The organism is Pseudomonas mosselii (assembly GCF_003205295.1).
Lineage (GTDB): Bacteria > Pseudomonadota > Gammaproteobacteria > Pseudomonadales > Pseudomonadaceae > Aquipseudomonas > Aquipseudomonas mosselii_B.
The window spans coordinates 16251-36926 of sequence record NZ_QJRP01000026.1 but is presented as its reverse complement, the minus strand read 5'-3'; the positions used below and the strand labels follow the sequence as shown (position 1 = coordinate 36926).

Here is a 20676-nt window from a genome sequence, read left to right as displayed (position 1 = left end):
TCGCAAATATCTGGATTTATGCGATCGCCGGTAGGAGCGGCCTTGTGCCGCGAGAGGGGCGCAAAGCGCCCCCGCCTTTACATCTGCGACTGCAGGTAGTTCTCCAGGCCAATGGCCTTGATCAGCCCCTGCTGCTTCTCCAGCCAGTAGGTGTGATCTTCTTCGGTATCGGCCAACTGCGCGCGCAGGATGTCGCGGCTAATGTAGTCCTTGTGCAGCTCGCACAGCTCGATGCCCTTGCACAGCGCGGCGCGGACCTTGTACTCAAGCTTCAGATCGGCCTCGATCATCTCCGGCACGGTGCTGCCCACTTCCAGGTCATCGGCGCGCATGTCCGGAGTGCCTTCGAGCATGAGGATACGGCGCATCAGGGCATCGGCGTGCTGCGTCTCTTCTTCCATCTCGTGGTTGATACGCTCGTAGAGCTTGTTCAAGCCCCAGTCTTCGTACATCCGCGAGTGAATGAAATACTGATCGCGTGCTGCCAGTTCGCCCTTCAGCAACGTGACGAGGTAGTTGATTACGTCCGGGTGACCTTGCATCGCCCTGATTCTCCCTGTGAATACGTCTATGGGACATAGTGTGAACCAGGTTTTGCTGGCGGTCACTGAAAAACGCGCAATTAGAAGCAAATAATCGGCTAAACAGTAGTGATATTCATTGAAAAACCGCCCAAATGAGGGCGGTTCTTCTTATCACTTCGACTTAGGCGAGATTCACGCCCAAGGCCTTGGCGATGCCTTCTCCGTAGGCCGGGTCAGCCTTGAAGAAGTACTGCAGTTGGCGCTGGACGACATCCTCGCTGACGCCCGCCATGGTGCCGGCGATGTTGCCGATCAACAGTGCCTTCTGTTCATCACTCATCAGGCGGAACAGCGCGCCGGCGTGGCTGTAGTAGTCGTTGTCTTCGCGGTGGTCGTAGCGGTCCGCCGAACCGTTCAGGGCCAATGCGGGCTCTGCATGGCGCGGCGACTGCTTCGGTGCCTGCGCGTAGCTGTTGGGCTCGTAGTTCGGAGCACTGCCGTAGACGCCAGTGGCCATGGAGCCATCACGCTGGTAGCTGTGCACCGGGCAGCGTGGTGCATTGACCGGCAAGTGCTGGTGGTTGGTACCTACGCGGTAGCGGTGAGCATCGGCATAGGCAAACACGCGTCCCTGCAGCATGCGGTCCGGCGACAGGCCGACCCCGGGCACCATGTTGCTGGGACCGAACGCCGCCTGCTCGACTTCGGCGAAGTAGTTGAGCGGGTTGCGGTTGAGTTCCAGCACGCCGACCTCGATCAACGGGTAGTCCTTCTGCGACCAGGTCTTGGTCACGTCGAAGGGGTTCTCGTCACGGCTGGCGGCCTCGGCTTCGCTCATCACCTGGATGCACACGCTCCAACGCGGGAAATCACCGCGCTCGATGGCCTGGAACAGGTCGCGCTGGGCGTAGTCCGGGTCGCTACCCGCCAGGCGGGCGGCCTCGGCTGGCGCCAGGTTCTTGATACCCTGCTGGGTCTTGAAGTGCCACTTGACCCAGGTGCGCTCACCCTTGGCGTTGATCAGGCTGTAGGTGTGGCTGCCGAAACCGTGCATGTGGCGGTAGCCGTCCGGGATGCCGCGGTCGGAGAACAGGATGGTGACCTGGTGCAGCGCCTCGGGCGAGTGCGACCAGAAGTCCCACATCATCTGCGCGTTCTTCAGGTTGGTCTGCGGGTGACGCTTCTGGGTGTGGATGAAGTCGGGGAACTTGAGCGGATCACGGATGAAGAAAACCGGGGTGTTGTTGCCGACGATGTCCCAGTTGCCTTCCTCGGTGTAGAACTTCACCGCGAAACCTCGCGGGTCGCGTTCGGTGTCCGCCGAACCGCGTTCGCCACCCACGGTGGAGAAGCGCAGGAACGTCTCGGTCTGCTTGCCAATACTGTCGAACAGCTTGGCACTGGTGAGTTCGGTGATATCGCGGGTGACGGTGAAGGTACCGTAGGCGCCGGAGCCCTTGGCGTGCACGCGACGCTCAGGGATGTTCTCGCGGTTGAAGTGGGCGAGCTTCTCGACCAGGTGGAAATCGTCGAGCAGCAGCGGGCCACGTGGGCCTGCGGAACGGGAATTCTGGTTGTCGGCTACGGGCGCGCCGCTTGCGGTGGTGAGAATCTTGCTCATGGGCTCTCCTGATCGGTCTTGAACTGCCGGCTAATCGGCTTGGAGAGAGTATTGTCGACCCGAGTTACAAGAACAAATTCATTACCTGACTTACATCAATAGAAAATAACAATTCATAAGACAACAAAAAACCGGGCCTAGGCCCGGTTCTTTGCAGCAGACAGAACGTCTTACTCGGCAGCTTCTACAGCACCACCGACCGGACGATCAACCAGCTCGACGTACGCCATAGGCGCGTTGTCGCCAGCGCGGAAACCGCACTTCAGGATGCGCAGGTAGCCGCCCTGACGGGTGGCGTAACGCTTGCCCAGGTCGTTGAACAGTTTGCCAACGGCGGACTTCGAACGGGTACGGTCGAAGGCCAGACGACGGTTGGCAACGCTGTCTTCCTTGGCCAGGGTGATCAGCGGCTCGGCAACGCGGCGCAGTTCCTTGGCTTTCGGCAGGGTGGTTTTGATCAGCTCGTGCTCGATCAGCGACACTGCCATGTTCTGGAACATAGCCTTGCGGTGAGAGCTGGTACGGCTCAGGTGACGTCCACTTTTACGATGACGCATGATTCATTCCTTACCAAACACTACGTTCGGTGATTACGACGATCAGGCAGTCGCCTTGTCGTCTTTCTTAAGACTTGCAGGCGGCCAGTTGTCGAGGCGCATGCCGAGGGAAAGACCACGGGAGGCCAGGACGTCCTTGATTTCAGTCAGGGACTTCTTGCCCAGGTTAGGAGTCTTCAACAGCTCTACTTCGGTACGCTGAATCAGGTCGCCGATGTAGTAGATGTTCTCCGCCTTGAGGCAGTTGGCCGAACGTACGGTCAGTTCCAGGTCGTCAACCGGGCGCAGCAGGATCGGATCGATCTCGTCTTCCTGCTCAACCACAACTGGCTCGCTGTCACCTTTGAGGTCGACGAACGCGGCCAACTGCTGTTGCAGGATGGTCGCGGCACGACGGATAGCCTCTTCAGGATCCAGGGTACCGTTGGTTTCCAGATCGATGACCAGCTTGTCCAGGTTGGTACGCTGTTCAACACGGGCGTTCTCGACCACGTAGGCGATACGACGCACCGGGCTGAACGAAGCGTCCAGCTGGAGACGGCCAATGCTGCGGCTTTCGTCTTCGTCGGTCTGACGGGAGTCGGCCGGCTCGTAACCGCGACCACGAGCTACGGTGAGCTTCATGTTCAGGGCGCCGTTGGACGCCAGGTTCGCGATTACGTGATCGGGGTTGACGATCTCGACATCGTGATCCAGCTGAATATCGGCAGCGGTAACCACCCCCGAACCCTTTTTCGACAAGGTCAGCGTAACTTCGTCACGACCGTGCAGTTTGATAGCCAGGCCTTTCAGGTTCAACAGGATTTCAATGACGTCTTCCTGAACACCTTCGATCGCGGAGTACTCATGGAGTACGCCGTCGATCTCGGCCTCGACTACTGCACAGCCAGGCATGGAGGACAACAGGATGCGGCGCAGCGCGTTGCCCAGGGTATGGCCGAAGCCACGCTCGAGAGGCTCGAGCGTGATCTTGGCGCGGGTTGGACTGACAACCTGCACGTCGATGTGACGGGGTGTCAGAAACTCATTTACCGAAATCTGCATGGATGCACCTATTTTCTAGCCCTTACTTGGAGTAGAGCTCGACAATCAGGTTTTCGTTGATGTCGGCGGACAGGTCGCTGCGAGCAGGAACGTTCTTGAAAACGCCCGACTTTTTAGCAGCATCCACGTCTACCCACTCAACGCGGCCACGCTGGGCGCACAGTTCAAGGGCTTGAACAATGCGCAGCTGGTTCAGCGACTTCTCGCGAACCGAGACCACGTCACCCGGACGAACTTGGTAGGATGGAATGTTCACAGTCTTACCGTTGACGCTGATCGCTTTGTGCGAAACCAGCTGACGGGACTCGGAACGAGTCGAGCCGAAGCCCATACGGTAGACGACGTTATCCAGACGGCACTCGAGCAGTTGCAGCAGGTTCTCACCGGTTGCGCCTTTTTTCGAGGCAGCAGCCTGGTAGTAACCGCGGAACTGACGCTCCAGAACACCGTAGATACGACGGACTTTTTGTTTCTCGCGCAGCTGGGTACCGTAGTCGGACTGACGGCCACGGCGCTGGCCGTGGATACCTGGGGCTGCTTCGATGTTGCACTTCGATTCCAGAGCGCGAACGCCGCTCTTCAGGAACAGGTCAGTGCCTTCACGGCGAGACAGTTTGCATTTTGGACCAATGTAACGTGCCATTTATCTGTCTCCTGATTACACGCGACGCTTCTTCGGCGGACGGCACCCGTTATGCGGGATTGGCGTCACGTCGGTGATGCTGGCGATCTTGTAGCCGCAGCTGTTCAGTGCACGAACGGCGGATTCACGACCTGGACCTGGACCCTTGACGTTGACGTCGAGGTTCTTCAGACCATATTCCAGCGCAGCTTGACCAGCACGCTCAGCAGCGATCTGGGCTGCGAACGGGGTGGATTTGCGCGAACCACGGAAACCCGAACCACCGGAAGTAGCCCAGGACAGTGCGTTGCCCTGACGGTCGGTGATGGTCACGATGGTGTTGTTGAAAGACGCATGGATGTGGGCGATGCCATCAACCACTGTCTTTTTGACTTTTTTACGAGGACGAGCAGCAGGTTTTGCCATGTCTATATTCCTGGGCGATTACTTGCGGATCGGCTTACGCGGGCCCTTACGGGTGCGTGCGTTGGTCTTGGTGCGCTGACCGCGAACCGGCAGACCTTTACGATGACGCAGGCCGCGGTAGCAACCCAGGTCCATCAAGCGCTTGATCTTCATGTTGATGTCACGACGCAGGTCACCTTCGGTGGTGAACTTCGCAACTTCGCCACGCAGGGTTTCGATTTGCTCGTCGCTCAGATCCTTGATCTTTGCGGCTGGGTTTACACCAGCATCCGCACAGATTTTCTGCGCGGTAGTGCGACCGACACCATAGATGTAGGTCAGCGAGATAACAGTATGCTTGTTATCTGGAATGTTGACGCCTGCAATACGGGCCATTCAGTGGGACTCCAATTGACAGCTACCTACGCCCCGGAAGCCAAGAAATAGGGCGCGAGATAATATCGCTGTAGAAACGAATAATCAACCCAGCAGCACACTAGCTGCTGGGTTTGAAGCGCGGATCACACTCAGCCTTGGCGCTGCTTGTGACGCGGTTCCGCGCTGCAGATCACGCGCACGACGCCTTCGCGTCGAATGATCTTGCAGTTGCGGCACAGCTTTTTCACCGATGCACGAACTTTCATTACCGACTCCTCGAACCTTAGGGGGCTAAATCAGCGCAGCAGACCGCTGCCGCCGTAGCCTTTCAGGTTGGCTTTCTTCATCAGGGATTCGTACTGGTGCGAAACGAGGTGCGATTGTACTTGGGACATGAAGTCCATCACAACCACTACCACAATCAGCAACGAGGTCCCGCCAAGGTAGAACGGCACGTTTGCTGCCACCACCAGGAACTGGGGCAGAAGGCACACGGCCATCATGTAAAGAGCACCGAACATGGTCAGACGGGTCAGGACGCCATCAATGTAGCGCGCCGACTGCTCACCAGGACGGATACCCGGAATAAAGGCACCGGACTTCTTCAGGTTTTCCGCTACGTCTTTCGGGTTGAACATCAACGCTGTGTAGAAGAAGCAGAAGAAAATGATCCCTGCACTAAACAGCAGAATGTTCAACGGCTGACCAGGAGCGATCGACTGCGAGATGTCCTGCAGCCAGCCCATACCTTCGGACTGACCGAACCAGGCACCCAGCGAAGCCGGGAACAGCAAGATGCTGCTCGCGAAAATGGCCGGGATTACGCCCGCCATGTTCACCTTCAGCGGCAGGTGGCTGGTCTGCGCAGCGAAGACCTTGCGGCCCTGCTGACGCTTGGCGTAGTGAACGGCGATACGACGCTGACCACGCTCAATGAACACCACGAAGCCGATAATCGCTACTGCCAGCAAACCGATAGCGACCAGGGCGAAAATGTTGATATCGCCTGTGCGCGCAGACTCGAAAGACTGCCCGATTGCTCTCGGAAGACCGGCAACGATACCTGCGAAGATCAACATCGAGATACCGTTGCCCACACCGCGCTCGGTAATCTGCTCGCCGAGCCACATCATGAACATCGCGCCCGCCACGAAGGTGGAAACAGCGACGACATGGAAGCCCAGGCCCGCAGAAAACGCCACGCCCTGGTTGGCCAGGCCAATGGACATGCCAATGGCTTGAACCAGCGCCAGGATTACGGTGCCGTAGCGGGTGTACTGGCTGATCTTGCGACGGCCAGCTTCACCTTCCTTCTTCAACTGTTCCAGCTGCGGGCTGACAGCGGTCATGAGCTGCATGATGATCGATGCCGAGATGTACGGCATGATCCCCAGTGCAAAGATGCTCATGCGCTCCAGCGCGCCACCGGAAAACATGTTGAACAAGCTAAGAATGGTCCCCTCATTCTGCCGGAACAGATCCGCGAGACGGTCCGGGTTAATGCCTGGCACTGGGATGTGCGCGCCAATCCGATAGACGATGATCGCCATGAACAGAAAGCGCAGACGAGCCCAGAGTTCCGACATCCCGCCCTTACCGAGCGAAGAGAGAGCACCTTGCTTAGCCATTTATTCCTCGAACTTGCCGCCAGCTGCTTCGATAGCCGCACGTGCACCTTTGGTGACGGCGATACCCTTGAGGGTGACTGCGCGAGTGACTTCGCCCGACAGCATGATTTTCACACGCTGTACGTGCTGGCCGATCACGTTGGCGTCCTTGAGGGACTGAACGGTGATCAGATCGCCTTCCACCTTGGCCAGCTCGGACAGACGCACTTCGGCGCGGTCCATGGCTTTCAGGGAAACGAAGCCGAACTTCGGCAGGCGACGGTGCAGCGGCTGTTGACCGCCTTCGAAGCCTGGAGCGATGGAACCACCGGAGCGGGAGGTCTGACCTTTGTGACCACGGCCACCGGTCTTGCCCAGACCGCTACCGATACCACGGCCCGGACGGTGCTTCTCGCGACGGGAACCCGGCGCTGGACTCAGATCATTGAGTTTCATCGATTAACCCTCGACCTTCAGCATGTAGTAAGCCTTGTTGATCATCCCGCGGTTCTCGGGAGTATCCTGGACTTCTACAGTGTGACCGATGCGACGCAGACCCAGACCCTTAACGCACAGTTTGTGGTTAGGCAGACGGCCGGCGGTGCTTTTGATCAGCGTTACTTTTACGGTTGCCATGATCAGAAGATCTCCTCAACAGTCTTGCCGCGCTTGGCAGCAATGGACTCAGGGGATTGCATGGCTTTCAGACCCTTGAAGGTGGCGTGAACCACGTTCACCGGGTTGGTCGAGCCGTAGCACTTGGCCAGGACGTTCTGAACGCCAGCAACTTCCAGGACGGCACGCATTGCGCCACCGGCGATGATACCGGTACCTTCCGAGGCAGGCTGCATGTAGACCTTCGAGGCGCCGTGGGCGGCCTTGGTGGCGTACTGCAGGGTGGTGCCCTTCAGGTCAACCTGAATCATGTTGCGACGAGCAGCTTCCATGGCTTTCTGGATCGCGGCAGGTACTTCGCGCGATTTGCCACGGCCAAAGCCAACACGACCTTTGCCATCACCTACCACGGTCAGCGCGGTGAAGGTGAAGATACGGCCGCCTTTTACGGTTTTGGCTACGCGGTTAACTTGAACCAGCTTCTCGATGTAGCCTTCGTCGCGCTTTTGATCGTTATTTGCCATAACTTAGAACTCCAGCCCGCCTTCACGAGCAGCATCAGCCAGCGCCTTGACGCGGCCGTGGTACTTGAAGCCGGAACGGTCAAAGGCAACTTGAGATACACCGGCGGCTTTCGCACGCTCAGCTACCAGCTTGCCAACCTTAGTGGCCGCGTCGATGTTGCCGGTGGCGCCATCACGCAGTTCTTTGTCCAAGGTCGAGGCGCTTGCCAGAACCTTGCTGCCGTCGGCCGAGATGACCTGGGCGTAGATGTGCTGCGAGGAGCGGAACACGCACAGACGCACGGCTTCGAGCTCGTGCATTTTCAGGCGTGCTTTGCGAGCGCGACGCAGTCGAATAACTTTTTTGTCGGTCATTTGCTAGGCCCTACTTCTTCTTGGCTTCTTTACGACGGACTACTTCATCCGCGTAACGCACACCCTTGCCCTTGTAAGGCTCTGGCGGACGGAAACCGCGGACTTCAGCGGCCACCTGACCCACCAGCTGCTTGTCGATACCCTTGATCAGGATGTCGGTCTGGCTTGGGGTTTCAGCGGTGATACCGGCTGGCAGTTCGTAATCCACTGGGTGCGAGAAGCCCAGAGCCAGGTTCAGGACGGTGCCTTTAGCCTGAGCCTTGTAACCAACACCGACCAGCTGGAGCTTGCGCTCGAAGCCTTGGCTTACGCCCTGGACCATGTTGTTCACCAGGGCGCGGGTAGTACCGGCCATGGCGCGAGCTTGCTGGTCACCGTTGCGAGCAACGAAACGCAGCTCACCAGCTTCTTCGGTAACTTCAACAGACGAGTGAACGTTCAGTTCGAGAGTGCCCTTGGCACCCTTCACCGAAAGCTGCTGGCCGGCGAATTTGACTTCGACGCCTGCTGGCAGCTTAACGGGGTTCTTAGCGACGCGAGACATGCCTATCTCCCCTTAGAACACTGTGCACAGAACTTCGCCGCCGACACCGGCAGCGCGCGCAGCGCGGTCAGTCATCACACCTTTGTTGGTGGAGACGATAGACACGCCCAGGCCGCCACGTACTTTCGGCAGCTCGGTAACGGCCTTGTACTGGCGCAGACCAGGACGGCTGGTACGCTTCAGCTCTTCGATGACCGGACGGCCTTCGAAGTACTTCAGCTCGATCGACAGGGAAGGCTTGGCTTCGCCGGTCACTTCGTAGCTGGCGATGTAGCCTTCGTCTTTCAGTACTTTGGCAACCGCGACCTTCAGGGTGGAAGAAGGCATGCTTACGACAGACTTTTCAGCCATCTGGGCATTACGGATGCGAGTTAGCATGTCCGCTAACGGGTCCTGCATACTCATGGGCTAGATGCTCCTGATACAAGAATTATTAGCCTTGCGGCTATCACAACCACCCGAGCAGGCAGGGCAAAAAACCCAGGCTCAGGTGAGCCGGTCATTCTAGACACAAGGCAGAAACGAAACAAGCCCCATATAGGGGCTTGTTTCGTTGCGAGGTCACCGACGGTCGGAAGATTGCTCCCCTCGCGCCGGTGTCACGCCAACCGGGATTACCAGCTGGCCTTGACCAGACCTGGCACGTCACCGCGCATGGCGGCTTCGCGCAGCTTGTTACGGCCCAGGCCGAACTTACGGTATACACCGTGCGGACGACCGGTCAGGCGGCAACGGTTACGCAGGCGCGAAGCGCTGGCGTCACGCGGTTGCTTCTGCAGGGCGACAACGGCAGCGAAACGCTCTTCTGGAGAGGCGTTCAGGTTGACGATGGTCGCTTTCAGCTCAGCGCGCTTTTTAGCGAACTTGGCTACCGTGAGCTGACGCTTCAGCTCGCGGTTCTTCATGCTCTTCTTGGCCATTTTCCTACTCCAATCAGTTGCGGAACGGGAACTTGAAAGCACGCAGCAGAGCGCGGCCTTCGTCGTCCGAACGAGCAGTGGTGGTCAGGGTGATGTCCAAACCGCGCAGAGCATCGATCTTGTCGTAGTCGATTTCCGGGAAGATGATCTGCTCTTTCACGCCCATGCTGTAGTTGCCACGGCCATCGAAGGACTTGGCATTCAGGCCGCGGAAGTCGCGAACCCGAGGCAGGGAGATCGCCAGCAGGCGGTCCAGGAACTCGTACATCTTGTCGCTACGCAGGGTCACCTTGACGCCGATCGGCCAACCTTCACGGACTTTGAAGCCCGCGATGGATTTACGAGCGAAAGTCACGACCGGCTTTTGACCGGTGATCTTTTCCAGGTCGGCAACAGCGTGCTCGATGACTTTCTTGTCGCCGATCGCTTCGCCCAGACCCATGTTCAGGGTGATTTTGGTAACGCGCGGAACTTCCATCACGTTCGACAGCTTAAGTTCTTCCTTAAGCTTGGGAGCGATTTCGTTCCGGTAAATCTCTTTCAGTCGTGCCATGGTCTTCTACCTAGCAGTGTTCAAGCATCAACCGCTTTTTGGGTCGACTTGAAGACACGAATTTTCTTACCGTCTTCTACTTTGAAACCAACGCGGTCAGCCTTGTTGGTTTCGCCGTTGAAGATGGCAACGTTGGAAGCGTGCAGAGGCGCTTCTTTCTCGACGATACCGCCCTGGACGCCCGCCATCGGGTTAGGCTTGGTATGACGCTTGACCAGGTTCACACCACCGATGACCAGACGGTCATCAGCCAGAACCTTCAGCACCTTACCGCGCTTACCTTTGTCCTTGCCGGCGATCACGATGATCTCGTCGTCACGACGAATCTTTTGCATGTCGGATCTCCTTAAAGCACTTCTGGGGCGAGCGAGACGATCTTCATGAACTTCTCGGTACGAAGTTCACGGGTCACTGGCCCGAAGATGCGAGTGCCGATCGGCTCTTGCTTGGTGTTCAGCAGAACAGCAGCGTTGCCGTCGAAACGAATGATGGAACCGTCAGCGCGACGTACACCGTGACGGGTACGGACGACAACAGCGGTCATCACCTGGCCTTTCTTGACCTTACCGCGCGGAATTGCTTCCTTGACGGTTACTTTGATGATGTCACCGATGCCGGCGTAACGACGGTGGGAACCGCCGAGCACCTTGATGCACATGACGCGACGAGCGCCGCTGTTATCGGCCACATCGAGCATGGATTGAGTCTGAATCATAAAATTTCTCCGACCCCTAGCCCTTAGACTTCAACAGCGCGTTCGAGGACTTCAACCAGTGCCCAGGACTTGGTCTTGGCCAGCGGACGGGTTTCACGGATGGAAACCTTGTCGCCGATCTTGCACTGGTTGGCTTCGTCGTGCGCGTGCAGCTTAGTCGAACGCTTAACGTATTTACCGTAGATCGGGTGCTTTACGCGACGCTCGATCAGAACGGTGATGGTCTTGTCCATTTTGTCGCTGACGACACGGCCAGTCAGCGTACGGACGGTTTTTTCAGCTTCAGCCATGATCACTTACCTGCCTGCTGGTTGAGCACAGTTTTCACGCGAGCGATGTCACGCTTAACTTGCGAGAGCAGGTGCGACTGCCCCAACTGGCCAGTTGCTTTCTGCATGCGCAGATTGAACTGGTCGCGCAGCAAGCCGAGCAGTTGCTCATTCAGTTGCTGTGCGGATTTTTCACGAAGTTCATTCGCTTTCATCACATCACCGTCCGCTTAACAAAGGAGGTGGCGAGAGGCAGCTTTGCAGCGGCCAGGGCGAAAGCTTCGCGCGCCAGCTCTTCAGAAACACCCTCGATCTCGTACAGGACTTTGCCTGGCTGAATCTGGGCAACCCAGTATTCCACGGAACCTTTACCTTTACCCATACGAACCTCGAGAGGCTTCTTGGTAACCGGCTTGTCCGGGAAGACACGGATCCAGATCTTGCCGCCACGTTTTACGTGACGGGTCAGGGCACGACGTGCCGACTCGATCTGGCGAGCGGTGAGACGACCGCGGGCGACAGCTTTCAGAGCGAACTCGCCGAAGCTGACCTTGCTACCGCGCAGTGCCAGACCACGGTTGTGGCCGGTCATCTGCTTGCGGAATTTTGTACGCTTTGGTTGCAACATTTGGCGTACCCCTTACTTAGCAGCTTTTTTACGAGGCGCTGGTGCTTGAGGCTTCAGCTCTTCCTGGCGACCACCAATTACTTCGCCTTTGAAGATCCAAACCTTCACACCGATCACACCGTAGGTGGTGTGAGCTTCGTAGGTGTTGTAGTCGATATCGGCACGCAGGGTGTGCAGAGGCACACGACCTTCGCGATACCACTCGGTACGTGCGATCTCGGCACCGCCGAGACGACCGCTCACCTGGATCTTGATGCCCTTGGCACCAATACGCATGGCGTTCTGTACGGCGCGCTTCATGGCGCGACGGAACATAACGCGGCGCTCCAGCTGCTGGGCAACGCTCTGAGCAACCAGCATGGCGTCGAGTTCCGGCTTGCGGATCTCTTCGATGTTGATGTGCACAGGCACACCCATCTGCTTGGTCAGGTCCTGACGCAGCTTCTCAACATCTTCACCTTTCTTGCCGATAACGATACCGGGACGAGCGGTGTGGATGGTGATGCGTGCAGTTTGAGCCGGACGATGAATATCGATACGGCTTACGGACGCGCTTTTTAGTTTGTCCTGGAGGTACTCGCGAGTTTGCAGATCCTTCAGCAGGTAATCTGCGTAAGTCGCGCCGTCTGCGTACCAGACGGAGGTGTGCTCCTTGACGATTCCCAGGCGAATGCCAGTGGGATGTACTTTCTGACCCATCTGATCGACTCCGTTACTTGTCCGCAACCTTGACAGTGATATGGCAAGACCGCTTGACGATGCGATCAGCACGGCCTTTGGCACGTGGCATGATGCGCTTCAGCGAACGCCCTTCGTTGACGAAGACGGTGGAGACCTTCAGGTCATCAACGTCTGCGCCTTCGTTGTGTTCGGCGTTGGCAACGGCCGACTCGAGGACTTTCTTCATGATTTCAGCGGCTTTTTTGCTGCTGAAGGCCAACAGGTTGAGCGCTTCGCCCACCTTCTTCCCGCGGATCTGGTCGGCGACCAAGCGGGCTTTCTGGGCGGAGATGCGAGCGCCCGACAACTTAGCGGCTACTTCCATTTCCTTACCCCTTAACGCTTGGCTTTCTTGTCAGCCACGTGCCCGCGGTAGGTGCGGGTACCGGCGAACTCGCCCAGTTTGTGGCCGACCATGTCTTCGTTCACGAGAACTGGGACGTGTTGGCGACCGTTGTGTACCGCGATGGTCAGACCGACCATTTGTGGCAGGATCATCGAACGGCGCGACCAGGTTTTAACTGGCTTGCGATCGTTCTTCTCCACCGCCACTTCGACCTTCTTCAACAGGTGAAGATCGATAAAAGGACCTTTTTTCAGAGAACGTGGCACTGTCGTATCCCTCTAGTTACTTGCGACGACGGACGATCATGTTGTCGGTACGCTTATTACCACGGGTTTTAGCACCCTTGGTTGGGAAGCCCCATGGCGATACCGGATGACGACCACCGGAGGTACGACCTTCACCACCACCATGCGGGTGGTCAACCGGGTTCATGGCAACACCACGAACGGTTGGGCGAACGCCGCGCCAGCGTTTGGCACCAGCTTTACCCAGCGAACGCAGGCTGTGCTCGGAGTTCGAGACTTCGCCCAGGGTCGCACGGCACTCAGCCAGGACTTTACGCATTTCACCAGAGCGCAGACGCAGGGTCACGTAGACACCTTCGCGAGCGATCAGCTGAGCCGAAGCACCAGCGGAACGAGCGATCTGAGCACCCTTACCCGGCTTCAGTTCGATGCCGTGAATGGTGCTACCTACTGGGATGTTGCGCAGTTGCAGGGAGTTACCGGCCTTGATTGGGGCCAGGGCACCTGCGATCAGCTGGTCGCCAGCGCTCACGCCTTTAGGGGCGATGATGTAGCGACGCTCGCCGTCTGCGTAGCACAGCAGGGCGATGTGAGCAGTACGGTTCGGGTCGTATTCGATACGCTCGACAGTGGCTGGGATGCCATCTTTATCGTTGCGACGGAAGTCGACCAGACGGTAATGCTGCTTATGGCCACCACCAACGTGACGAGTGGTGATGCGGCCATTGTTGTTACGACCACCAGACTTCGATTTCTTCTCGAGCAGCGGTGCGTGAGGAGCGCCTTTGTGCAGCTCCTTGTTGACCACCTTGACCACGAAACGGCGGCCAGGGGAAGTCGGTTTGCATTTAACGATTGCCATGATGCACCCCTTCCTTACTCAGCACTGCTGCTGAAATCGAGATCTTGGCCTGGCTGAAGGGAGACGATCGCCTTCTTCCAGTCATTACGCTTGCCCAGACCACGTGCGGTACGCTTGGTTTTACCCAGAACGTTGACAGTCGACACGTTTTCAACTTTTACGTTGAACAGGCCTTCGACAGCTTTCTTGATTTCCAGCTTGGTTGCATCGGTAGCAACCTTGAATACGAACTGGCCTTTTTTCTCAGCCAGAACGGTAGCCTTCTCGGAAACGTGCGGGCCAAGGAGGACTTTGAATACGCGTTCCTGGTTCATCCCAGCAGCTCCTCGAATTTCTTCACGGCCGAGACAGTGATCAACACTTTCTCGTATGCGATCAGACTGACCGGGTCGGAACCTTGAACGTCACGTACATCGACGTGCGGCAGGTTGCGAGCAGCCAGGTACAGGTTCTGATCAACAGCGTCGGAAACGATCAGAACATCGCTCAGACCCATGCCGTTCAGCTTGTTCAGCAGATCCTTGGTTTTCGGTGCTTCAACAGCGAAGTCCTGAACCACGACCAGACGGTCGCTACGCACCAGCTCAGCGAGGATGGAGCGCAGGGCTGCGCGGTACATCTTCTTGTTGAGCTTCTGCGAGTGATCTTGAGGACGAGCTGCGAAGGTTACACCACCGCCACGCCAGATCGGACCACGGGTAGTACCGGCACGAGCACGGCCAGTACCTTTCTGACGCCATGGGCGCTTACCGCCACCGGCCACGTCAGAACGGGTCTTCTGCTGCTTGGTGCCCTGGCGGCCGCCGGCCATGTAGGCCACGACTGCTTGGTGTACCAGCGTCTCGTTGAATTCGCCACCGAAGGTCAGTTCGGAAACTTCGATCGCCTGAGCGTCATTTACATTAAGTTGCATGTCAGTTTCCCCTTACCCGCGAGCCTTGACAGCCGGACGCACGACCACGTCGCCGCCAGTAGCGCCTGGGACGGCACCCTTGATCAGCAGCAGGTTGCGTTCAGCGTCTACGCGTACTACTTCCAGGGACTGAACAGTCACGCGCTCGGCGCCCATGTGACCGGACATTTTCTTGCCCTTGAATACACGACCAGGAGTCTGGCACTGGCCGATGGAGCCAGGGACACGGTGCGATACGGAGTTACCGTGGGTGTTGTCCTGACCACGGAAGTTCCAGCGCTTGATGGTACCGGCGAAGCCTTTACCTTTGGACTGACCGGTTACGTCTACCAGCTGGCCTGCAGTGAAGAGTTCAGCTTTGATCAGATCGCCAGCCTGGAAATCGCCTTCTTCAAGACGGAACTCCCAGACACCGCGACCAGCGGCAACGTTGGCCTTGGCAAAGTGGCCAGCCTGAGCGGCGGTCACACGCGAAGCACGACGCTCGCCGACAGTGACCTGCACTGCACGGTAGCCATCAGTTTCTTCGGTTTTGAACTGGGTGACGCGATTCGGCTCGATCTCAATGACCGTGACCGGAATGGAGACACCTTCTTCGGTGAAAATACGGGTCATACCCGCTTTTCGACCGACTACACCAATAGTCATGTTGTAAACCTCATGAGTGTACGGGGCTTTCACCCGCTATGGCCGCCCATTTCAGAGCGTTACACGACCAGACCGAAGTCTTAGCCGAGGCTGATCTGTACTTCCACGCCGGCCGCCAGATCAAGCTTCATCAGCGCGTCAACGGTTTTATCCGTTGGCTGGACGATGTCCAGAACACGCTTATGAGTGCGAATCTCGTACTGATCACGCGCGTCTTTGTTGACGTGCGGGGAGACCAGAACGGTGAAACGCTCTTTGCGGGTAGGCAGTGGAATTGGACCACGCACTTGTGCACCAGTACGTTTCGCGGTTTCCACGATTTCCTGGGTGGATTGGTCGATCAGGCGATGGTCGAAAGCCTTCAACCTGATACGGATTTGCTGATTTTGCATTGGATTTCAGACTCCAGGCTGTTCCCAACGGACGCACTACGCCCGCTAAAAGGAGGCGTGATTCTATAGACGCCCCAATTTAGTGTCAACCCAATAAAAAAAACCCCCGCTGAGCGGGGGTTTTTTCAATCGGTCGAGTGATTACTCGATGATTTTGGCCACGACGCCGGCGCCGACGGTACGACCGCCTTCACGGATGGCGAAGCGCAGACCGTCTTCCATTGCGATGGTCTTGATCAGGGTGACAGTCATCTGAATGTTGTCACCTGGCATTACCATCTCAACGCCTTCCGGCAGTTCGCAGTTACCGGTCACGTCAGTGGTACGGAAGTAGAACTGAGGACGGTAGCCTTTGAAGAACGGAGTGTGACGGCCGCCTTCTTCCTTCGATAGGACGTAGACTTCTGCGGTGAACTTGGTGTGCGGCTTGACCGAACCTGGCTTGACCAGAACCTGGCCACGCTCAACGTCGTCACGCTTGGTACCACGCAGCAGAACGCCGCAGTTCTCGCCAGCACGACCTTCGTCCAGCAGCTTGCGGAACATCTCAACACCGGTGCAGGTGGTGGTGGTGGTGTCACGCAGACCAACGATTTCCAGCGGATCCTGAACACGGACGATACCACGCTCGATACGACCGGTAACAACGGTACCACGACCCGAGATCGAGAATACGTCTTCGATCGGCATCAGGAACGGCTGGTCGATGGCACGAACTGGCTCAGGAATGTAGCTGTCCAGAGTCTCTACCAGCTTCTTGACAGCGGTAGTGCCCATTTCGTTGTCGTCTTTGCCTTCCAGGGCCATACGAGCGGAACCGATGATGATCGGAGTGTCGTCGCCTGGGAAGTCGTAGGTGGACAGCAGGTCGCGAACTTCCATCTCGACCAGTTCCAGCAGCTCGGCGTCGTCTACCAGGTCAGCCTTGTTCAGGAAGACCACGATGTACGGAACGCCAACCTGACGGGACAGCAGGATGTGCTCACGGGTTTGTGGCATCGGACCATCGGCGGCCGAGCAAACCAGGATCGCGCCGTCCATCTGGGCAGCACCGGTGATCATGTTCTTCACGTAGTCAGCGTGACCTGGGCAGTCAACGTGAGCGTAGTGACGAATGGTCGAGTTGTACTCAACGTGAGCGGTGTTGATGGTGATACCGCGCGCTTTTTCTTCCGGAGCCGAGTCGATCTTGTCGAACTCAACGATTGCCGAGCCGAAAACTTCGGAGCAAACGCGAGTCAGAGCTGCGGTCAGAGTGGTCTTACCGTGGTCAACGTGGCCGATGGTGCCGACGTTAACGTGGGGAAGGGAACGATCAAATTTTTCTTTAGCCACGACAGTGAACCTCTTGCCTAAAGGGGATTAGCCTTGTTTTTTAACGAGTGCTTCGACGATGTTCGACGGAGCTTCGGCGTATTTGGAGAATTCCATGGAGTAGCTTGCGCGACCCTGAGACATGGAACGAACGTCGGTTGCGTAACCGAACATCTCTCCGAGCGGTACCTCAGCAGTGATTACCTTGCCGGACACCGAGTCTTCATTACCCTGGATCATCCCGCGACGACGGCTCAGGTCACCCATCACGTCACCCAGGTAGTCTTCCGGGGTTACAACTTCGACCTTCATGATCGGCTCAAGCACCACGCCACCGCCCTTCTGGGCCAGTTGCTTGGTCGCCATCGAAGCGGCGATCTTGAACGCCATTTCGTTGGAGTCGACGTCGTGGTACGAACCATCGAATACCGTAGCCTTCAGGCCGAGCAGCGGATAGCCGGCAACAACGCCGTTTTTCATCTGCTCTTCGATACCCTTCTGGATCGGGGCGATGAATTCCTTAGGAATCACACCACCAACGACCTCGTTGGTGAACACCAGACCTTCGGTGATGTTGCCCTTCTCGTCAACGTCCGGCTCCGAGAAACGGATCCAGCAGTGACCGAACTGACCACGACCACCCGACTGACGAACGAACTTGCCTTCGATCTCGACGTTGGACTTGGTGATCTTCTCGCGGTACGAAACCTGCGGCTTGCCGACGTTGCACTCGACGTTGAATTCGCGCTTCATGCGGTCAACGAGAATGTCCAGGTGCAGCTCACCCATACCGGAGATGATGGTCTGACCGGTTTCTTCATCGGTCTTGACGCGGAACGACGGGTCTTCCTGGGCCAGCTTGCCCAGTGCGATACCCATCTTCTCCTGGTCAGCCTTGGTTTTCGGCTCTACGGAGAGCGAAATTACCGGCTCAGGGAAGTCCATACGCTCGAGGATGATCGGCTTGTCGGCGTTGCACAGGGTGTCACCGGTGGTGACGTCCTTCATGCCGATCAGAGCAGCGATGTCGCCAGCGCGTACTTCTTTGATCTCTTCACGCTGGTTGGCGTGCATCTGCACCATACGACCAACGCGCTCTTTCTTGCCCTTGACCGAGTTGATGACGGAGTCACCGGAGGTCAGGAAGCCCGAGTAGACGCGAACGAAGGTCAGAGTACCCACGAACGGGTCAGTGGCAATCTTGAACGCCAGGGCCGAGAACGGCTCGTTGTCGTCAGCAGGACGCTCATCGTACTGCTCTGGAGTGACTTCATCCTTCGGCACGTCGATCAGGTCAGGGTGGATACCCTTGATCGCCGGGATTTCGGTCGGAGCAGGCAGGAAGTCGATGACAGCGTCGAGAACCAGGGGAACGCCCTTGTTCTTGAACGAGGAACCGCAGACAGCAGGAACGATCTCGCTCGCCAGGGTACGGGCGCGCAGACCAGCCTTGATGTCTTCGACGGACAGGTCACCTTCTTCAAGGTACTTGTTCATCAGCTCTTCGTTGGCCTCGGCAGCAGCCTCGACCATGTTGCTGCGCCATTCGTTGGCCAGGTCCACCAGCTCGGCAGGAATCTCTTCCTCACGATAGGTAGTACCTTTGTCGTCGTCGTTCCAGTAGATGGCTTTCATCTTGATCAGGTCAACCTGACCCTGGAAGTCGTCTTCTGCACCGATAGCCAGCTGAACCGGGACCGGGGTGTGACCCAGGCGGTTCTTGATCTGGCCGACAACGCGCAAGAAGTTGGCACCAGCACGGTCCATCTTGTTCACGTAGACAACACGTGGAACGCCGTACTTGTTGGCTTGACGCCATACGGTTTCGGACTGCGGCTCAACGCCGGAGGTACCGCAGAACACAACGACCGCGCCGTCGAGTACACGCAGCGAACGCTCTACTTCAATGGTGAAGTCAACGTGGCCGGGGGTATCGATGACGTTTACGCGATAGTTGTCGTACTGACCACGGGAACCTTTCCAGAAGGTGGTAACGGCAGCGGAGGTAATGGTGATACCGCGCTCCTGCTCCTGCACCATCCAGTCGGTGGTCGCGGCGCCGTCATGCACCTCGCCCATCTTGTGGCTCAGACCTGTGTAGAACAGGATCCGCTCGGTAGTGGTGGTCTTGCCCGCGTCAACGTGCGCGCAAATACCAATGTTACGGTAGCGGTTAATTGCTGTAGTACGAGCCATAAAGCCCTCGCAAAATGATTGATGCTTGAATTAGAAGCGGTAGTGCGAGAACGCTTTGTTGGCTTCAGCCATACGGTGAACGTCTTCACGCTTCTTGACTGCAGCACCTTTGCCTTCAGCAGCATCCAGCAGCTCGCCAGCCAGACGCAGAGCCATCGACTTCTCGCCGCGCTTGCGGGCGTAGTCTACGAGCCAGCGCATTGCCAGAGCGTTACGACGGGATGGACGAACTTCAACCGGGACCTGGTAAGTGGCACCGCCGACACGGCGGGACTTTACTTCGACCAGCGGAGCGATGGCGTCGAGAGCTTTCTCGAAGATTTCCAGGGGGTCGCTGTTCTTGCGTGCTTTGACGGTATCCAGGGCACCGTAAACGATGCGCTCGGCTACGGCCTTCTTGCCGCTTTCCATCACGTGGTTCATGAACTTGGCGAGGATCTGGGATCCGTACTTCGGATCGTCAAGGATCTCACGTTTTGCTGCTACACGACGTCTTGGCATGATAAGCCCTCAAACGGTCTTCAGGTTAGCCCGGGACGTGGGTCTTCGACCCCTGCCCGACCTTACTCTTATCGACTCAAAAAAATGGATGTCTGCAAACGGCCGATTACTTCGGACGCTTGGTACCGTACTTCGAACGACCCTGGTTACGGCCTTTGACGCCCGAAGTATCCAGAGAGCCGCGAACGGTGTGGTAACGAACACCTGGCAAGTCTTTTACACGGCCGCCACGGATCAGGACGACGCTGTGCTCTTGCAGGTTGTGGCCTTCACCGCCGATGTACGAGGAAACCTCGAAACCGTTGGTCAGACGCACACGGCATACTTTACGCAGTGCCGAGTTAGGTTTTTTCGGCGTGGTGGTGTACACACGGGTGCACACGCCACGACGCTGCGGGCAGTTCTGCAGCGCAGGAACGTCGGACTTCTCGACCGAACGCTTACGCGGCTGACGTACCAGCTGGTTGATAGTTGCCATCTACTAGCTCCACTGATTGTCTTGCGACTCTATTGTCTTGCAAGAAAGCCAAAAATTGGCGAGACGGAGCCTCACCAAATTTAAGGGTACAAAAGTCTAAAGAGGATCTTGCACCCAGTCAAGACGAGGCCCCGGCCCTCCTCGTCCGATCATCGGCAACAATTCATGTCACCGATGATCG

Annotated in this window: 34 protein-coding genes; all 34 read right to left on the bottom strand. The window is 57.4% G+C overall.

The window, feature by feature from the left end; translation table 11 throughout:
* Window positions 1–77: 77 nt before the first annotated feature.
* Entirely contained in the window at window positions 78–542 is a 465-nt protein-coding gene (bfr, locus tag DMX06_RS20230; protein WP_110739046.1) for a bacterioferritin, read from the bottom strand.
* 163 nt (window positions 543–705) lie between these two features.
* Complete coding sequence (locus tag DMX06_RS20225) at window positions 706–2145, bottom strand: catalase (protein ID WP_110739045.1); 1440 nt, start codon at window positions 2143–2145, stop codon at window positions 706–708.
* Window positions 2146–2315: 170 nt separating this feature from the next.
* A complete protein-coding gene (gene rplQ, locus DMX06_RS20220) occupies window positions 2316–2702 on the bottom strand; it encodes a 50S ribosomal protein L17 (RefSeq protein WP_003255451.1) in 387 nt (128 codons plus the stop codon).
* A 42-nt stretch (window positions 2703–2744) separates the two neighbouring features.
* The gene (locus DMX06_RS20215; RefSeq protein WP_003255452.1) at window positions 2745–3746 is read right to left on the bottom strand and encodes a DNA-directed RNA polymerase subunit alpha; all 1002 of its coding nucleotides are present in this window, start codon (window positions 3744–3746) and stop codon (window positions 2745–2747) included.
* 22 nt (window positions 3747–3768) lie between these two features.
* Window positions 3769–4389: a 30S ribosomal protein S4 gene (gene rpsD / locus DMX06_RS20210; RefSeq protein ID WP_023629185.1), complete on the bottom strand. Its 621-nt coding sequence runs from the start codon at window positions 4387–4389 to the stop codon at window positions 3769–3771.
* A gap of 15 nt (window positions 4390–4404) precedes the next feature.
* A complete protein-coding gene (gene rpsK, locus DMX06_RS20205; protein ID WP_003255454.1) occupies window positions 4405–4794 on the bottom strand; it encodes a 30S ribosomal protein S11 in 390 nt (129 codons plus the stop codon).
* 18 nt (window positions 4795–4812) lie between these two features.
* Window positions 4813–5169 (bottom strand): 30S ribosomal protein S13, encoded by a 357-nt coding sequence (rpsM, locus tag DMX06_RS20200; protein ID WP_003255457.1) that lies wholly within the window; start codon window positions 5167–5169, stop codon window positions 4813–4815.
* Between the two features lie 131 nt (window positions 5170–5300).
* On the bottom strand, window positions 5301–5417 hold the full coding sequence (gene rpmJ, locus DMX06_RS20195) for a 50S ribosomal protein L36 (RefSeq protein ID WP_002555468.1): 117 nt from the start codon (window positions 5415–5417) through the stop codon (window positions 5301–5303).
* A 30-nt stretch (window positions 5418–5447) separates the two neighbouring features.
* Window positions 5448–6779, bottom strand: a complete 1332-nt coding sequence (secY, locus tag DMX06_RS20190) for a preprotein translocase subunit SecY (RefSeq protein ID WP_003255459.1) — start codon at window positions 6777–6779, stop codon at window positions 5448–5450.
* Entirely contained in the window at window positions 6780–7214 is a 435-nt protein-coding gene (gene rplO / locus DMX06_RS20185; RefSeq protein WP_011531896.1) for a 50S ribosomal protein L15, read from the bottom strand. It abuts the gene before it with no gap.
* A gap of 3 nt (window positions 7215–7217) precedes the next feature.
* Window positions 7218–7394 (bottom strand): 50S ribosomal protein L30, encoded by a 177-nt coding sequence (gene rpmD / locus DMX06_RS20180; protein ID WP_028690238.1) that lies wholly within the window; start codon window positions 7392–7394, stop codon window positions 7218–7220.
* Between the two features lie 2 nt (window positions 7395–7396).
* Window positions 7397–7897 (bottom strand): 30S ribosomal protein S5, encoded by a 501-nt coding sequence (gene rpsE, locus DMX06_RS20175; protein WP_011531894.1) that lies wholly within the window; start codon window positions 7895–7897, stop codon window positions 7397–7399.
* 3 nt (window positions 7898–7900) lie between these two features.
* Window positions 7901–8251 carry a 50S ribosomal protein L18 gene (gene rplR / locus DMX06_RS20170; RefSeq protein WP_023629183.1) on the bottom strand — a complete coding sequence of 117 codons (351 nt, stop codon included), beginning with the start codon at window positions 8249–8251 and terminating at the stop codon, window positions 7901–7903.
* 10 nt (window positions 8252–8261) lie between these two features.
* The gene (gene rplF, locus DMX06_RS20165; RefSeq protein WP_110739044.1) at window positions 8262–8795 is read right to left on the bottom strand and encodes a 50S ribosomal protein L6; all 534 of its coding nucleotides are present in this window, start codon (window positions 8793–8795) and stop codon (window positions 8262–8264) included.
* A gap of 12 nt (window positions 8796–8807) precedes the next feature.
* On the bottom strand, window positions 8808–9200 hold the full coding sequence (gene rpsH / locus DMX06_RS20160; protein ID WP_028690236.1) for a 30S ribosomal protein S8: 393 nt from the start codon (window positions 9198–9200) through the stop codon (window positions 8808–8810).
* A 209-nt stretch (window positions 9201–9409) separates the two neighbouring features.
* On the bottom strand, window positions 9410–9715 hold the full coding sequence (gene rpsN / locus DMX06_RS20155) for a 30S ribosomal protein S14 (protein WP_011531890.1): 306 nt from the start codon (window positions 9713–9715) through the stop codon (window positions 9410–9412).
* 13 nt (window positions 9716–9728) lie between these two features.
* On the bottom strand, window positions 9729–10268 hold the full coding sequence (gene rplE / locus DMX06_RS20150; protein WP_003255474.1) for a 50S ribosomal protein L5: 540 nt from the start codon (window positions 10266–10268) through the stop codon (window positions 9729–9731).
* Window positions 10269–10288: 20 nt separating this feature from the next.
* A complete protein-coding gene (gene rplX, locus DMX06_RS20145) occupies window positions 10289–10603 on the bottom strand; it encodes a 50S ribosomal protein L24 (protein ID WP_003255476.1) in 315 nt (104 codons plus the stop codon).
* 11 nt (window positions 10604–10614) lie between these two features.
* A complete protein-coding gene (gene rplN, locus DMX06_RS20140; protein ID WP_008089810.1) occupies window positions 10615–10983 on the bottom strand; it encodes a 50S ribosomal protein L14 in 369 nt (122 codons plus the stop codon).
* Between the two features lie 23 nt (window positions 10984–11006).
* Complete coding sequence (gene rpsQ, locus DMX06_RS20135) at window positions 11007–11273, bottom strand: 30S ribosomal protein S17 (RefSeq protein WP_003255478.1); 267 nt, start codon at window positions 11271–11273, stop codon at window positions 11007–11009.
* A gap of 2 nt (window positions 11274–11275) precedes the next feature.
* The gene (rpmC, locus tag DMX06_RS20130) at window positions 11276–11467 is read right to left on the bottom strand and encodes a 50S ribosomal protein L29 (protein WP_002555481.1); all 192 of its coding nucleotides are present in this window, start codon (window positions 11465–11467) and stop codon (window positions 11276–11278) included.
* Entirely contained in the window at window positions 11467–11880 is a 414-nt protein-coding gene (gene rplP, locus DMX06_RS20125) for a 50S ribosomal protein L16 (RefSeq protein WP_009397508.1), read from the bottom strand. Before rplP ends, rpmC begins: the two co-directional genes overlap by 1 nt.
* 12 nt (window positions 11881–11892) lie before the next feature.
* On the bottom strand, window positions 11893–12579 hold the full coding sequence (gene rpsC, locus DMX06_RS20120; protein WP_011531889.1) for a 30S ribosomal protein S3: 687 nt from the start codon (window positions 12577–12579) through the stop codon (window positions 11893–11895).
* Window positions 12580–12592: 13 nt separating this feature from the next.
* Window positions 12593–12925 (bottom strand): 50S ribosomal protein L22, encoded by a 333-nt coding sequence (gene rplV, locus DMX06_RS20115; RefSeq protein ID WP_003103908.1) that lies wholly within the window; start codon window positions 12923–12925, stop codon window positions 12593–12595.
* A gap of 11 nt (window positions 12926–12936) precedes the next feature.
* Window positions 12937–13212 carry a 30S ribosomal protein S19 gene (gene rpsS / locus DMX06_RS20110; RefSeq protein ID WP_003255482.1) on the bottom strand — a complete coding sequence of 92 codons (276 nt, stop codon included), beginning with the start codon at window positions 13210–13212 and terminating at the stop codon, window positions 12937–12939.
* 16 nt (window positions 13213–13228) lie between these two features.
* Window positions 13229–14053, bottom strand: a complete 825-nt coding sequence (gene rplB / locus DMX06_RS20105) for a 50S ribosomal protein L2 (protein ID WP_027915105.1) — start codon at window positions 14051–14053, stop codon at window positions 13229–13231.
* 14 nt (window positions 14054–14067) lie between these two features.
* Window positions 14068–14367, bottom strand: coding sequence for a 50S ribosomal protein L23 (rplW, locus tag DMX06_RS20100; protein WP_003255484.1), 300 nt, complete (start codon window positions 14365–14367; stop codon window positions 14068–14070).
* The gene (gene rplD, locus DMX06_RS20095) at window positions 14364–14966 is read right to left on the bottom strand and encodes a 50S ribosomal protein L4 (RefSeq protein ID WP_003255485.1); all 603 of its coding nucleotides are present in this window, start codon (window positions 14964–14966) and stop codon (window positions 14364–14366) included. The genes rplW and rplD overlap by 4 nt, the downstream gene beginning before the upstream one ends.
* 12 nt (window positions 14967–14978) lie before the next feature.
* Entirely contained in the window at window positions 14979–15614 is a 636-nt protein-coding gene (gene rplC / locus DMX06_RS20090; protein WP_011531887.1) for a 50S ribosomal protein L3, read from the bottom strand.
* Window positions 15615–15694: 80 nt separating this feature from the next.
* Window positions 15695–16006, bottom strand: coding sequence for a 30S ribosomal protein S10 (gene rpsJ, locus DMX06_RS20085; RefSeq protein ID WP_003186070.1), 312 nt, complete (start codon window positions 16004–16006; stop codon window positions 15695–15697).
* Window positions 16007–16147: 141 nt separating this feature from the next.
* On the bottom strand, window positions 16148–17341 hold the full coding sequence (gene tuf, locus DMX06_RS20080; RefSeq protein WP_003255489.1) for an elongation factor Tu: 1194 nt from the start codon (window positions 17339–17341) through the stop codon (window positions 16148–16150).
* Window positions 17342–17368: 27 nt separating this feature from the next.
* The gene (fusA, locus tag DMX06_RS20075; RefSeq protein WP_054893561.1) at window positions 17369–19516 is read right to left on the bottom strand and encodes an elongation factor G; all 2148 of its coding nucleotides are present in this window, start codon (window positions 19514–19516) and stop codon (window positions 17369–17371) included.
* A gap of 30 nt (window positions 19517–19546) precedes the next feature.
* Window positions 19547–20017, bottom strand: a complete 471-nt coding sequence (rpsG, locus tag DMX06_RS20070) for a 30S ribosomal protein S7 (protein WP_003246741.1) — start codon at window positions 20015–20017, stop codon at window positions 19547–19549.
* Window positions 20018–20123: 106 nt separating this feature from the next.
* Complete coding sequence (gene rpsL, locus DMX06_RS20065) at window positions 20124–20495, bottom strand: 30S ribosomal protein S12 (RefSeq protein WP_003255492.1); 372 nt, start codon at window positions 20493–20495, stop codon at window positions 20124–20126.
* Window positions 20496–20676 lie beyond the last annotated feature (181 nt).